The following is a 15,169-nucleotide window of genomic DNA, read 5'->3' on the forward strand; positions in this document are numbered from 1 at the left end:
AAGCAACTCTAATGCCAAGCCCTCAAGATAACAAGCCTAAACTTGAAACCAACTGAATGCGACCAGCGTCCATCTCTGCCATTAATAGTTCCAAGGCTTCGTAGTCCACGTCAGAAATATAACCCATTTCGGTCAGTTCTGAGTTAATTTCATTTTCAATTTCAGGAGTCAACTTTTTAATATCGAGAGCTTTTTCTACCAATAGACGAATAGAGTATTTTGTTCTCATAGGGATTAAACCAACTATATAAGTAGTCATTATCCAGGGTAACATTTGGTATAAAAAGTGATCCAAACAGTCCTATAGCTGTGACCTGGATCACAGCTATTTGAGGACATGGTTCACTGTTGAGCCAGGTGTCTAGCAATAATCAAGCAATAACGTAAGGTTATTAGCTTGATAGGTATTTGAATACAAATCAAATAGAATTCTAGGATAAATAAAGTTTATAACTAGAACAAGCTATTCATCCTCACCTGTGCGGCTGCTTGTGGAGATTATATTTGTTTAAAAAGTAAAAAAAGTATATTTAAACACAAATTTTCTTGCGTTTATGACAATCTTTAAAGAGTAACGCAATAGCAATAAAGATTCAGCAAAGAGACGTAATACGAATGGTCGATGTGAGAAAAAAAAGTTTATGGTCAAATACATCTAACTTTAAAGTTCGATAACTTTAATAGGATGTAACGATGCAAGCAGTACTAGACTATCCAAAAATAACTGTTATTAGTCCTCATGGGTGCCTAAATGCCAAAAACGCTTTAGAATTTGAAACAAAATTAACAAAAGCGCTAGCACAAGATGGAATTTCTATCTTGCTCGTGAATTTAGAGCATGTAGAATCATTAGATAGTGCAGGCTTGATGGCATTAGTGTCTGCGCTCAAACTGGCTCAAAAGCTAGGACGGCGCTTCAGCCTTTGCTCGGTTTCACCGTCACTCAAAATTATATTTGAACTGACCCAAGTAGATAGGGTTTTTGAGATATTTGAAGGGAAAGCCGCGTTTGAAGCGGCTTACCTCTCCAATCAAGAAGCAACACTGACTTATGCCTAAAAAAGTCTTAAGGGAAACGAGTAGTTCTCTTGAAACACCTAATAAATGCTAATGTTGGAGGTGAGTAGCTGTAATTAAGGTAGCGAAAAGATACCACAGTGGCTGTTGCAGTTGAAAAGTTAATCACATCGGATATTGTAAAACCAGCTCGTTACTTAGGTAACGAGCTCTTAGCGATTCACAAGCCTTGGAATACGGCAGAGATCCGCTGGGTATTGACATACCCAGAAGTTTATGAAGTAGGTGCATCGAACTTAGGGCATATTATTCTCTATAATATTTTGAATTCCCAACCGCGCCAGTTATGCGATCGCGCTTACCTACCAGGACCGGATCTAGCAGCAAAACTACGGACAACAAAAACACCGTTGTTTGCCGTAGAGTCAAGGCGATCGCTAACGGACTTTGACATCTTGGGCTTTAGCCTCAGTTATGAACTGGGAGCAACCAACATTCTAGAAATGTTGGATTTGGCTGGCATTCCTTTGACTTGGCGAGAACGCCTAGAAGCGGAGGGAAGGGGAGACCAGGGAGATGAGGAAGCAACATCTTCTTCATCCCCCCCATCCTTTTCTTACCCGTTGATTTTTGCTGGGGGACAGACGGCGACATCCAATCCTGAACCCTACGCCGACTTCTTCGATTTCTTCGCTTTAGGAGATGGCGAGGAACTGCTGCCAGAAATTGGCTTAGTGTTGGAAGAGGGGAAAAAAGCTAGGCTGAGCCGTAAAGAATTATTGCTGGATTTAGCGCAGATACCAGGCGTTTATGTTCCGCAGTTTTACGACATGGCTTCTGATGGTTCAGTTCATCCCAACCAGCCAAATGTCCCAAAACGAATTGTGCGGCGGGTTGCAACCCCAATACCAGCGTATTCGATTGGGCTAGTACCCTACATTGAGCCGGTGCATGATCGGTTGGTAATTGAAATTCGGCGCGGTTGTACTCGCGGCTGTCGCTTCTGCCAACCAGGAATGCTCACCCGACCAGCGCGGGATGTGGAACCAGCGGATGTGGTGGAAGCGATAGATTCCGGAATGCGGCAAACCGGTTACAACGAATTTTCTTTACTATCCCTGAGCTGTTCTGATTATTTATCCCTGCCGGCAGTAGGGACGGAAATAAAAAATCGGTTAAAAAATGAAAATATTTCCCTGACTCTACCAAGCCAACGAGTTGACAGATTTGATGAAAATATTGCCAATATCCTAGGCGGAACGCGGCAAGGGGGACTGACATTTGCTCCAGAAGCTGGAACCCAACGGATGCGGGACATAGTCAACAAGGGTTTGACCAACGAAGAACTGCTGCGGGGTGTAAAAACAGCTTGGGAACAAGGATGGGATAAAATTAAGCTGTATTTCATGATCGGCTTGCCTGGTGAAACCGATGCCGATGTGTTAGGCATTGCGGAAACAGTCAGCTGGTTACAACGGGAGTGTCGAGGAAAAGGCAGAAGACCGCTGTCATTTAACTTGACCATTTCTAACTTCACACCCAAGCCCCATACGCCTTTTCAGTGGCACTCGGTTTCCACGGCTGAGTTTGAGCGCAAGCAAGCATTACTGCGGCAAGCATTCCGGCGAATCAAAGCAGCCAAGGTGAATTTCACCGATGTCCGTATTTCAGCAATGGAAGATTTTATTGGCAGAGGCGATCGCTCTCTTGCCCCCGTAGTGCGTCGTGCTTGGGAATTAGGGGCAGGCATGGATTCTTGGTATGATAGTGTCGAAAAAGCTTTTAGTGCTTGGGGACAAGCCATTTGGGAAGCTGGCTTAGACTGGAAATACCGCCAAGTCGAGAAAGGCGAGTGGAATTTGTTTGGGAAACAAGATGAGGAAGATAAGCAAGTAACATCCCCCTCATCCCCCTCATCCCCCTCATCCCCCTCATCCCCCCTCGACGCCCCCCTACCTTGGGACCACATCGACACTGGTATTGATAAAAAATGGCTCAAGGAAGACTTGCAACGTGCCTTAGAAGCAGCAACTGTACCAGATTGCTCTTTTGAAGGTTGTTCTCACTGTGGTGTCTGCGGCACTGACTTTGGTCATAATGTTGTCATTTCGCCGCCTTCTATCCCGGAATTTGCGGGTGAGTTTGTCCCAAATACTACCAAGGCACAACGGCTGCGTGTCTGGTTTGGTAAGCTGGGCGGTTTGGCTTTAGTAGGTCATCTAGATTTGATGCGCCTATTTGATAGAAGTGTACGGCGAGCAGGATTGCCAGTTTCTTTTACTGGTGGCTTTCATCCTACCCCCCGCATTTCCATTGCACATGCCTTGCCTTTGGGAGTTACAAGCACTGGTGAAATTGTCGATTTTGAGCTAACACAGCCAGTTGATGTGGAGACTTTCCGCCAAAAACTGGCTAAGGCTTTGCCGTTAGACATTCCTATATATCAGGTGGAACAGCTCGATTTAAAAGCGAGTTCGGCTAACCAACTTCTGGAGGCTGCGGAGTATTTAATCACCGTGGCTTGTCAGCAGGAGACGACACCGATACAATGGGAAAGCTGGATTGACGCCATCAAAGCCCAAGATGAGATTTTGTGGGAACACACAACCAAGTCAGGCAAAACTCAGTTGGTAAATCTGCGCGATCGCTTGTTTGAGTTAGAATTATTTGAGTTACCAAAACGCCCTGAGCATCAGGAAGAGTCTACAGTTATCCTGCGTTATGTGGGCAGCTGTCGTCATGACGGGGTGCTATTGCGTCCCGAACAAATCCTCTCTATGCTAGAACAAGTCGCAGGTACAGATTTTCATCTGCTGCAAATTCATCGAAATCGGCTGATTTTGGGAGTTTAATCGCTTGGGGCAATTTGCTTGTGGTTGCCCTGTCTTAGCAGATCTTGGAAATTGATTTTTGACAAGGTTGCGTTAGAATGAGATGAAGAGAAATTTTCTGGCGCTGCATTGAGTAAACTGATTCACTACCCTGGTACTCAGGGCGCAAAAGCAAAGATAAAAGAAGTGAAACTAAGCGCGGGTTTTTTATCCCAGACAAACACCAGGCAGATCAAATAACACTCTCTTTAAGCTCAAAGCTCGTGAATCAGCAATTACCAAGAGCAAGCTTCGTCGGCTTCTCTGATGTCAACAACCCACGACTAGAAGTCGTGGGCTTCTAGCTCACGCTCAAGTCGATAGTTGACCAGACTGAGTACCTTGTGTACTACGTTAACGGCAAGTGTTCAAGTCCTACCTTGGGGGAGAGTGCTAGTCCTGAGCTTCTAGAAATTGGGGATTAAACAGATTTATTGGGTTAAGTCAGTGTCTCCGATATAGTTACCGACCGTTAACTTTGTCGTTCGCGTAGCGTCTCCCCTTGGGAAAAGCTAACTTTAATGGAGTAGCACCTGCGTTCCCGGCATTACAGGGAAATGGACAAGTACTACTCCTCTACTTGTCCTCCCCGGTTGGGGACGGCATTTAAAAATGCCGAGTCGTGTTTCCTCCCACCCCGCGCGTGGGGATGGTTTTCCAAAACGAACGCAAGGTTTTATGATTTTTAAAACTAATTTGAACGCCCAATCCATAATGTAGTGCCAAGTATCGAGAGTGCGAGTGCTGAGACAGTGTTGAGTAACCAGAGCGCGAGTGCTGAGTGTAAATTACCCAGAGCTCAAGACTTTATGACTCACAACTCAGGACTCAGGACTCAGGAACTCAGGACTCTCCAGGAAAAAGGTATTGGATCAAAAAATTAACCATGGACGGTTGATTTAATTGCTTAAATAATATGCAGCCGTTCTGGAAGAATCAACAGTGTAAACGCAGTCGAGCGCGTAAATAGCTCCCTAAGTTTGAGCGAACAAGCGCAATTTTTAAAAAGCAGCGCATGAGTGGGCTTGTCCGGACGAGAGGTATAACAAACCCCGGAATAGTCTGTTTGTGCTGCCAGTTCTTGAGGAAAATAATTGAATGCCAAAACAAATTATCATCGCGGAACAGCATCAAATTGCTGCAGTATTTTCGGAAGACCAAATACAAGAACTCGTTGTCGCCACAGGTCATCACCAAATCGGTGACATCTACTTAGGAGTGGTGGAAAATGTACTACCTGGGATAGATGCAGCTTTTGTGAATATTGGTGATCCAGAACGTAATGGTTTTATTCATGTTACAGACTTAGGACCTTTAAGGCTGAGGCGGACAGCAGCAGCTATTACAGAATTATTAACGCCGCAGCAAAAAGTATTAGTACAAGTGATGAAAGAGCCAACGGGTACTAAAGGACCCAGGCTCACGGGAAACATCACCTTACCCGGACGCTACGTAGTGCTGATGCCATACGGTAGGGGTGTAAATTTATCACGTCGGATTAAAAGTGAAACCGAGCGCAACCGTTTACGTGCGCTGGCAATTTTAATTAAACCAGCAGGAATGGGTTTGCTGGTTCGTACCGAAGCCGAGGGCAAGCCAGAAGAAGCGATTATCGAAGATTTAGAATCGCTGCAAAGGCAATGGGAAGCAATTCAACAAGAAGCGCAATCAACACGTCCCCCAGCGCTCTTGAATCGAGACGATGATTTTATCCAGCGCGTGCTACGGGATATGTACGGCGCAGATGTCAATCGGATTGTAGTAGATTCGAGTACTGGTTTGAAGCGGGTGAAGCAGTACTTGCAGAACTGGAGTGGCGGGCAAACACCACAAGGGTTGTTAATCGACCATCACCGCGATCGCGCTCCGATATTAGAGTACTTCCGTATTAATGCTGCAATTAAAGAAGCGCTCAAACCCAGAGTAGACTTACCTTCTGGAGGCTACATTATTATTCAGCCGACAGAAGCATTAACAGTGATAGATGTCAACTCTGGCTCGTTCACGCGATCGGCAACTGCTAGGGAAACTGTTTTGTGGACAAACTGCGAAGCCGCTACAGAAATTGCCCGTCAGTTGCGGCTACGGAATATTGCGGGGGTGATTGTCGTTGATTTTATTGATATGGAATCGCGGCGTGACCAACTACATGTTCTAGAACATTTTAATAAAGCACTCAAAGCAGACAAAGCTCGTCCTCAGATTGCCCAACTTACTGAGTTGGGTTTGGTTGAACTCACCCGCAAGCGTCAAGGTCAAAACATTTACGAATTGTTTGGTAAACTTTGCCCCACTTGTGGTGGTTTAGGGCATACTGTCCATTTACCTGGAGAAACAGAAAGCCGACCACTAGCACCAACAGAATTACCAGACCGCCTTGTATCCTCGGTGCCTCATAGGGAACCACGTCTGCCAGTTGCTCGACCGGTTGAAGCACGGGAAAGCTATGAAGGATATGGAGAAGCATACGAGACTGACAATGACTTGAGTGCCTCGGGTCTGGTTAATCATCCTAGCTATCAAGAAATTGGCGACAGCAGAAAGCGTCGTACCCGCCGCAGCACTCGCGTAGAGAGGGTAAATGGGGGAAATGGCAAAGATGAGCCACGGATTGTGGCAAACCCCCTGGCGTTTCTGAACGAGCCAGACTTGGAAATGGATGACGATGCGGAACTTGGAGCCCCATCAGAAGTACCTCCACCCAGTATTAGCAAACCTTCTTGGGGTGATAGAGCCGAGCGTGGCAAAGTGACTAAGGTAGAGCTAGTCAAGCCAGTGGTAGAACCACCAGAAATTGTGACTGTAGAGATGTCGCCCGAGGAACAGGATGTCTACGCCCAGATGGGAGTTTCTCCGTTGGAAAAGTTGGGTCGGGAGGTCAGAAATCCCAAGTCTGTGATTATCAACGTCACCTTACCTGGGCAAAACCCTGCTCCACCGACTGAATCAACCTCAGAATCACCTGTTTCTGAAAGAGCACCTGTCTCTGAAAGAGCAAGCGCTGTTGTCACAGTAGTTGAGCCACCAAGCGAACCCGAGCCAGAAGCTGTAACTGAGCGACAGGATGTTGAGTTGATGACGGATGAAAGTGAAGCTAGCAGCAACTTAAGCGATAAGCGCCGCCGTCGCCGTCGTTCTTCCTCTGTGGAGTAAGTAAATCCACTGAATTTGAAAGTTAACAAACTTATGATAGAACCGGAGCAAGCTGTTGCTTCTATTCGATCGCCAGCGTCCATGAAAGAGATGAAGTGGCTGGAGTTTTCCACGCATTCAAGCATTGAAGGGCTGATTGCAGGCGTGGATGAAGTGGGGCGAGGGTCTCTGTTTGGTCCTGTAGTGGCTGCAGCAGTGATACTACCAGATACGGCTTTGCCAGAACTCATAGCAGCCCAAATTAAAGATAGTAAAAAGCTGTCTAGTTCTCGAAGAGTGCAGCTAGCGCAGCTCATTTGGGCGCTGGCTATTGACTGGAAAATCGGTTTTGCTTCAACAGCCGAGATTGACCAAATGAATATTCTCCAAGCAACGATGCTAGCAATGAAGCGGGCTATTCTCAAGCTAAAAGTGCAGCCTGCTCTGTGTTTGATTGATGGCAATCAGTTAGTAAAAGACTTGCCACTGTCGCAACAAACGATAGTCAAGGGGGACGAGCGCTCTGTTGCTATTGCCTCTGCTAGCATTGTTGCTAAAGTTTGGCGTGATGACTTGATACTTCGCCTTGCCTCAAAGTACTCTATGTATGACTTGGAACGCAACAAGGGTTATGGAAGTAAACGACATCTGATGGCACTACAACAGTACGGACCTTCACCATTACATCGCACGTCCTTTCGTCCTTGTCAGATGACCGTACTCAGTTCTGATTCAGAGTGTTCTCAAACAAACAAGAAAAACAAATAATTTCAGTTCCTGATAGGTAATATCAAGTCCGGTGGATTAGTTTCTATTCTCGTAGAACCCCTCCCCGGCTTTGGCTTACGCCAAAATATCGGGGAGGGGTTAGTGGTGGCGTATACGCCAGTCGCCTGGGTCGGGAAAGCCCTTCGGGTATGCCTTCGGCACGCTACGCGAACGCCAGTCGCCGTGAGAGCGGGAAACCCTCCTGCAGCGCTGGACTCACGTCATTCGCGCTGGCTCCTCCAACAGAACTCCTCGCTCGCTCACCGCTCTTGCGTCTACGTTAATAGGTAATCTACGCTCCGGGAATGTCTAGCAGCGAATGAGCGTGACAGGAGTAATTCAAAAAATGTTTGCCACAGATAACCCCACCCGCGCTATCGGACACCCTCCCCGAAGCTCGGGGAGGGTTAGGCAGGGGTATTATTCATGTGTTGCATTCTTTTTTCACGCTTGGTAGAACCATAGATTTGTACAGATAAACACAAATTTCTTTACTACACAATTTTCACAAATTGGTAAAGCTCCTACCTGTGAGCGCCTTAGCACAGCTACAAAGTATAAAGTCACAAATTTATCAAATGCTGTATTGACATTTGCGTATATCTAAGGTATGCTTTCGTCAACATAATGTGTTAAAAAATACTAAAACCTTCCAATAACTACTCCGGATTGAAGATAGGGATACTTTGATCATCAAGCCCTTTTTCTGGCGTTTGCAACATTACCCAACGGCGATAATCTGCTAGGAGGTGATGTAGCAATCTTTGCTTAACAGTTAACAAAACACTCTTGAGCAAACCATTGCCTGTTGCTTCTAATATTGGCTTGGGCATATAAGAAAATGGCAGTGGTAAATCTACTAACACTTCTAAATCGGCTCTTCCTTTTAAAAGGGTGTTAATACCTTGCTGCTCAGGAGACAAATGCCCTTTTAAATTTAACGCAAAGCGTTGGTTGATATACTCTATACCAAGGATTTCACAACTTAGCGATCGCACATGAACCGTTCCATTTGATTCAGCCCAGACTCTCATGTCTACAGTTGGTTGAATGCTGAGCGACATAAAGTTTAGAGGACGCATTTTCAGGCGAAAAATTTCCGTACTCAGTTGCTGAATACGAGTAGGGTCAACTAAAGCGTTAACCAAGCGTTGAGGCTGACGCAAGTAGTGGTGAATTGGAATAGGTTGCTCTGGGATAGCAATTTCAACCGATTGAGAGGCAGTAAACTGAGTAGGCATGAGCATATTAAAATATGTGTTAAATAATTGTAATCTTTTCTTAAGAAATTATGTTATCAGTCATTGGTTATGACTTAATTAATGATTCGTGTGGAAAGAAGTTTATGATGTCTGATTACGACCCATAAAATTGAATACAAATCAAACGATCCACACAAAACTAAACTCTATGACTTTATCTATTGCACATTTAGGACCTCCTGGCACTTACGCAGAACAAGCTGCTCTTCTTTATCTGAATTGGCTTACTAAAAGTACAGGAGTTGAAGCTATCTTATGCCCTTATCCCAGCATCGCTCAGACATTGCGCGCTGTCGATAAAGGTCAGGCAAAGTTGGCTGTTGTGCCTGTGGAAAATTCTATTGAAGGCAGTGTGACCATGACGCTGGATACACTGTGGCAGCTAGATAGTTTGCAAATTCAGTTGGCTTTGATCATGCCAATTGCTCATACATTAATTTCCTGCGCTCAGAGCTTGGAGGAAGTCAAAACAGTTTATTCTCACCCGCAAGCCCTAGCGCAATGTCAGGGATGGCTGGAGCGGTTACTCCCAAATGTACAGCTCATTCCAACCAATTCCACAACCGAGGCACTCCTGCAACTAGAGCAGGACTTGACGGTGGCGGCTATCTCATCTCAACGTGCGGCGCAACTATACAACCTGCCTATACTAGCTAGCGGTATTAACGATTATCCGGAAAACTGTACTCGCTTCTGGGTGGTAAGCCAAAGTCACATCCCAGAAGCCCGCCCCAGTTGTTCGGGACGTAGCAGCCACACTTCGCTTGCTTTCAGTACTCCTGCTAATATACCGGGAGCCTTGGCAAAACCTTTACAAGTGTTAGCTCATATAGGCATCAATCTCAGTAAAATTGAGTCTCGTCCGACGAAGCGTTCTCTTGGAGAATATTTATTTTTTTTAGATATGGAAGCAGATGCATCTGAACCACAAGTTCAATCTGCTTTAGCAGAAATATCTCCCTGTACAGAGATCTTAAAAATCTTCGGCACTTACAACGTTTTGCCTATTAGTGCCCTCAATAAAGGTGTTAGTGGTTAATAGTTAGTTGTTAGGACATAAATGATTAATAACTAATAACCACTTACGATTTACAACTTCTGATTCACAACTTCTGATTCAAGGTGTCTTTGAGAACGGTACGAGCAGCCAGGTGATTGCGAGTAGAAGTCAAAATTTCTGCTTCGCGTTCCAAGCGAGCAGCAGTGTCTTGCGTTTCTAGCAATGCCTGCTGCTCTGTAGCAACACCGTAAAGGTTACTCGCTACCCAGTAAGATAGCTCTATTGGTAGATCTGGCAAATCTTCTGGCAGTTCGATGTTTTGCTCTGTTAACTTGGCTGACAGACGCACAACATCTCGCAGCAGCTGTTCTACATCAGTAGCCAATGGTCGTAAATCTTTTGCGGGAGCATGGTCTTCAATCCACTCAACCAAACCGACTCGATATGGCTTTTCACGAACATACTCTAAGACACGAAATCTTTGTTGACCCAACGTCAGCATTTTCATTCGGTCATCTGGTAGCCGCTGATAATGAATGATTTCCGCACAGCAGCCCACATTGGCAATCGTACCTCTGATCGGATCTACCATCAAGACCCCGAACCTGCGATCGCTCTCCAAAATTGTGTTCATCAAGATGCGATAGCGAAATTCAAAGATATGCAAAGGCAAGGGTCTTGTCGGAAAGAGAACGACTTCCGGTAACGGGAACAGAGGTAGTTCGCAAACTGCAATTTTAGAAGAGGATGTCATTGTTACCTTGGTATAAATTTAATCCTAAAAAGCTTTTATTCTCTGCTTTTCCCGTGCTTTTTCTTCATTCTATCATTTCAATTTTAAAGCTAATAAAAAGCCCTGAAATATATTTCTTCAAGGCTTTGTCATTGTTTATACAATTAAATTCTTGTCTTTTGTTGTTAGATCTTGCACCTTAGTGGTGAGTACACCTTGAACTCAAGTTGAAGGATCACGCACCACACGTCCGTTAAAACGGACTGAAATATATCCAGCCAGATTTAGTTTACTTGAGCTATTAGCCGGAAAATTTATTTCTTGCTGGACGAAAAAGCAGATGCAAGATCTGAGAGTTTTGAGTTATTGGTTGTTAAAAAATACGATTAACCTCTAACCTATAACCTCTGACTAATGAATAATTACAGCTTCACTTCGATGTCCACACCGGATGGAAGATCCAGTTTCATCAAGGCATCAATAGTTTTAGAAGAAGGCTGGTAGATGTCGATAATCCGACGATGGGTGCGAGTTTCAAAATGTTCCCGTGAGTCCTTATCTACGTGGGGCGATCGCAACACACAGTAGATTTTGCGTTTGGTGGGTAAAGGAATAGGTCCTATCGCTGTTGCATTGGTGCGGTTTGCTGTGTCTACAATCTTCTCGCAAGATGTATCAAGCAAGCGGCGGTCAAAAGCCTGTAAGCGAATTCTAATCTTTTGCTGCTGTAGAGTTGCCATCTTTAATTGTTTTGGTTCGGATGAGTGGTTAGTTAGGGATTGGGGAACTCGGGGATCCCAGGTTAGTGCTGCCTTGCACACTGAACCCTACGCCTTCACGTTCGCCGCAGGCATAGGGTTTAAGATATCGTGGGGATAAGGGGCATGAGGACTAGCGACACTTAATATCCTTGCCCATCCCCACTCCTAGTGCATAACGCGTTCATAGACGCGAAAAGAGCAGAGCGTATATTATACCATCTCTGCTCCTCTTTTAATTAAAGTGCAAAGGTGCTACTTGACGATTTTGGAAACAACACCAGCACCAATGGTACGACCGCCTTCACGAATAGCAAAGCGCATTCCTTGCTCAATCGCGATCGGGTTGATCAGTTCCACCGTCATCTTGATGCGGTCACCGGGCATCACCATTTCCGCCGCACTACCATCATCAGCGGTGAAGGCATTGATGGTGCCAGTCACATCAGTTGTCCGCACGTAGAACTGAGGACGGTAGCCTGAGAAAAATGGAGTCTTGCGACCGCCTTCTTTTTCTGTCAGGATGTACACTTCACCTTCAAACTGAGTATGTGGAGTAATCGAACCAGGCTTAGCGATGACCATACCCCGTTCAATATCAGCTTTCTGGATACCACGCAACAGAATTCCGGCGTTATCACCAGCCAGACCTTCATCAAGACTCTTCTTAAACATCTCGATACCAGTGACAGTGGTGGCGCGAGTGTTTCTAATACCGACTAACTCTACGTTGTCGCCGACCTTGACTTTACCCCGCTCAATACGTCCGGTAGCTACGGTCCCACGACCTGTGATGGAGAATACGTCTTCTACAGCCATCAGGAAGGGCTTATCTATATCCCGTTCTGGGGTAGGAATAAAGCTATCTACCGCGTCCATCAGTTCGTAGATTTTATCTACCCACTTATTTTCACCCCTTTGTGTTTTGGGGTTAGCAGTCATTGCTTCCAATGCCTGTAGACCTGATCCTTTGATAATGGGAATGTCATCGCCAGGAAAATCATAGCTACTAAGCAATTCCCGAAGTTCTAGCTCCACTAGTTCCAGCAGTTCTTCATCATCCATCAAGTCTTCCTTGTTTAAGAAGACAACCAAGCTGGGAACGCCTACCTGTTTTGCCAACAGGATGTGTTCGCGGGTTTGGGGCATAGGACCATCGGTAGCAGCAACCACCAGAATACCACCATCCATCTGGGCAGCGCCTGTGATCATATTCTTCACGTAGTCAGCGTGTCCGGGGCAGTCTACGTGAGCATAGTGCCGCTTTTCAGTTTCATACTCAACGTGAGCAGTATTGATGGTAATACCCCGCGCCTTTTCTTCGGGCGCGTTATCGATTTGGTCATAGCCTTTAGCTACAGCCTGACCAAGAGCCGCCAAAGTCATGGTAATGGCTGCTGTTAATGTGGTTTTACCATGGTCAACGTGGCCAACAGTACCGATGTTAACGTGGGGTTTATTCCGTTCAAACTTTGCGCGTGCCATGAATGCTAATTTCCTTTACTAACTAAGCGTTCCCTTTGCTTTTAGCTATGATTGCCTCAGCCACGTTGCGAGGCACTTCTTCATAGTTGCTAAACTCCATTGAGAAGATACCCCGACCTTGGGTCTTCGACCGGATGTCAGTGGCGTAGCCAAACATTTCTGCCAATGGGACTTTTGCAGTCACTTTGGCAAGACCCTGTTCAGATCCCATGCCCTCAATTTGCCCACGACGGGAATTGAGGTCGCCCATTACATCCCCAAGGAAGTTTTCAGGAACTTCTACCTCAACTTTCATCATAGGCTCTAACAGGACGGGTGCAGCTTTCAGCACTGCTTCCTTCATCGCCATTGAGCCAGCGATTTTGAAAGCCATTTCCGAAGAGTCTACATCGTGGTAAGACCCATCGACCAGCGTCGCTTTGACGTCAATGAGCGGAAATCCAGCTAGAACACCTGATTCGCAGCTTTCTTTCATTCCCTGTTCTGCTGGTCCGATGTACTCTTTAGGTACAGTACCACCAACAATCTTAGAGACGAATTCAAAGCCGGTGCCTGGTTGTCCTGGCTCCAAGTCGATCACAACGTGACCGTACTGACCTTTACCACCGCTTTGGCGGATGAATTTACCTTCAACTCTGTTAACCGGCTTGCGAATTGTTTCGCGGTAAGCGACTTGCGGCGCACCCACGTTCGCTTCCACTTTGAATTCGCGTAACATCCGGTCTACGAGAATTTCCAGGTGGAGTTCTCCCATGCCTGCAATCACGGTTTGGTTGGTTTCCGGATCGACGTGAACGCGGAAGGTTGGGTCTTCTTCCGACAGAGATTGCAGAGCCTTGGAAAGCTTGTCCATGTCGTTCTTGGTTTTGGGTTCAACCGCCACCGAGATCACAGGTTCCGGAATGAACAGCGATTCCAGAATCACTGGTGAGCTTTCAGCAGATAGTGTGTCACCTGTCAAGGTGTCTTTCAATCCCAACGCGGCTCCCAAATCGCCTGCCCGCATTTCATCTACGTCAATCCGGTCATCTGCTTTCAAAATCACTAAACGAGAAATCCGTTCTTTCTTGTTCTTAGTGGCATTGAGGACATAGCTGCCCTTCTTCAGAACACCCGAATAAACACGAACGAAGGTTAGACGACCGTAGGGATCAGCCATTATCTTGAAGGCTAGAGCCGACAGGGGTTCGTTGTCGTCGGCGCGGCGCTCAACAATTTCACCATTTGGCAGTGTACCTTGAATCGGCGGTACATCGATTGGTGCTGGTAGGTAATCCACTACCGCATCCAACAGCAGTTGTACACCTTTGTTTTTAAATGCCGACCCGCAAAGCACTGGCACAATACTACCTGTAATCGTACCTTTACGTAGAGCTGTGCGGATTTCGTCTTCGGTAAGTTCTTCGCCCTCGAAGTACTTGCTCATCAGGTCATCATCGGTTTCCGCTACTGCTTCAATCAGTTTAGTGCGGTACTCTTCTACCTGAGAGAGCAGTTCTTCGGGGATTTCCGCTTCTTGGATATCGGTTCCTTGGTCGTTGGTGTAGATGTATGCACTCATCTTCACCAGGTCAACAATACCCTTGAAGTCGGTTTCACTGCCAATGGGCAACTGAATGGCTATGGCATTAGCCCGCAGGCGATCGCGCACTTGATCGAAAACTCTATAGAAGTTCGCCCCCGTGCGATCCATCTTGTTGATAAAAACGATGCGAGGCACTTTATAGCGATCTGCTTGACGCCACACCGTTTCTGTTTGTGGCTGCACACCGCCTACAGAACATAAAACTGTAATTACACCATCAAGTACCCGCATGGAACGTTCCACTTCAATCGTGAAGTCTACGTGTCCTGGAGTATCAATAATGTTAATTTGATGATTTTTCCAGCTGGTGGTAATTGCAGCAGCTGTGATGGTAATTCCCCGCTCCCGTTCCTGTTCCATCCAGTCGGTGACAGCGGTTCCTTCATGAACTTCACCAATCTTATGAATTATCCCAGAGTAAAATAATATTCTCTCTGTTGTCGTTGTTTTGCCCGCATCTATATGCGCCGCAATACCAATATTGCGTACTTTCTCTAGCGGGTTCGTACGTGCCACAGCTGCCTCCTATAGTTTTCGGCTCATGTATCTTGTATATTAC

General features: G+C 46.0%; 11 protein-coding genes. 5 read left to right on the forward strand and 6 right to left on the reverse strand.

Annotated elements, in window-relative coordinates; translation table 11 throughout:
• Positions 1-22: 22 nt before the first annotated feature.
• On the reverse strand, positions 23-229 hold the full coding sequence (locus ACM0OZ_RS07175) for a hypothetical protein (protein WP_096568057.1): 207 nt from the start codon (positions 227-229) through the stop codon (positions 23-25).
• Between the two features lie 464 nt (positions 230-693).
• On the opposite strand from ACM0OZ_RS07175, the gene ACM0OZ_RS07180 reads away from it, so the two are divergent.
• The 4 genes from ACM0OZ_RS07180 to ACM0OZ_RS07195 all read left to right on the forward strand — a co-directional run bounded on the left by ACM0OZ_RS07180 (position 694) and on the right by ACM0OZ_RS07195 (position 7,787).
• Positions 694-1,059, forward strand: coding sequence for an STAS domain-containing protein (locus ACM0OZ_RS07180; RefSeq protein ID WP_414582107.1), 366 nt, complete (start codon positions 694-696; stop codon positions 1,057-1,059).
• Between the two features lie 98 nt (positions 1,060-1,157).
• Positions 1,158-3,869, forward strand: coding sequence for a TIGR03960 family B12-binding radical SAM protein (locus ACM0OZ_RS07185; RefSeq protein ID WP_414582108.1), 2,712 nt, complete (start codon positions 1,158-1,160; stop codon positions 3,867-3,869).
• Between the two features lie 1,116 nt (positions 3,870-4,985).
• Complete coding sequence (locus tag ACM0OZ_RS07190; RefSeq protein WP_414582109.1) at positions 4,986-7,040, forward strand: Rne/Rng family ribonuclease; 2,055 nt, start codon at positions 4,986-4,988, stop codon at positions 7,038-7,040.
• Positions 7,041-7,073: 33 nt separating this feature from the next.
• Positions 7,074-7,787, forward strand: a complete 714-nt coding sequence (locus ACM0OZ_RS07195) for a ribonuclease HII (protein WP_414582110.1) — start codon at positions 7,074-7,076, stop codon at positions 7,785-7,787.
• 659 nt (positions 7,788-8,446) lie between these two features.
• Here the strand turns inward: ACM0OZ_RS07195 and ACM0OZ_RS07200 are convergent.
• Positions 8,447-9,028, reverse strand: a complete 582-nt coding sequence (locus ACM0OZ_RS07200) for a DUF1997 domain-containing protein (protein ID WP_414582111.1) — start codon at positions 9,026-9,028, stop codon at positions 8,447-8,449.
• Between the two features lie 169 nt (positions 9,029-9,197).
• Between ACM0OZ_RS07200 and pheA the strand changes: the two genes are divergently transcribed.
• Positions 9,198-10,088, forward strand: a complete 891-nt coding sequence (gene pheA / locus ACM0OZ_RS07205) for a prephenate dehydratase (RefSeq protein WP_414582112.1) — start codon at positions 9,198-9,200, stop codon at positions 10,086-10,088.
• Positions 10,089-10,152: 64 nt separating this feature from the next.
• On the opposite strand, the gene ACM0OZ_RS07210 is transcribed toward pheA, so the two are convergent.
• From ACM0OZ_RS07210 to fusA, 4 genes are all read right to left on the reverse strand, one after another.
• The gene (locus ACM0OZ_RS07210; RefSeq protein WP_041036526.1) at positions 10,153-10,803 is read right to left on the reverse strand and encodes an LON peptidase substrate-binding domain-containing protein; all 651 of its coding nucleotides are present in this window, start codon (positions 10,801-10,803) and stop codon (positions 10,153-10,155) included.
• A gap of 401 nt (positions 10,804-11,204) precedes the next feature.
• Entirely contained in the window at positions 11,205-11,522 is a 318-nt protein-coding gene (gene rpsJ, locus ACM0OZ_RS07215; RefSeq protein ID WP_010998474.1) for a 30S ribosomal protein S10, read from the reverse strand.
• 273 nt (positions 11,523-11,795) lie between these two features.
• On the reverse strand, positions 11,796-13,025 hold the full coding sequence (tuf, locus tag ACM0OZ_RS07220) for an elongation factor Tu (RefSeq protein ID WP_414582113.1): 1,230 nt from the start codon (positions 13,023-13,025) through the stop codon (positions 11,796-11,798).
• A gap of 22 nt (positions 13,026-13,047) precedes the next feature.
• Positions 13,048-15,126 carry an elongation factor G gene (fusA, locus tag ACM0OZ_RS07225; protein ID WP_414582114.1) on the reverse strand — a complete coding sequence of 693 codons (2,079 nt, stop codon included), beginning with the start codon at positions 15,124-15,126 and terminating at the stop codon, positions 13,048-13,050.
• Positions 15,127-15,169: the final 43 nt, after the last annotated feature.

Source organism: Scytonema sp. PCC 10023 (assembly GCF_963920835.1).
GTDB lineage: Bacteria > Cyanobacteriota > Cyanobacteriia > Cyanobacteriales > Nostocaceae > Kalymmatonema.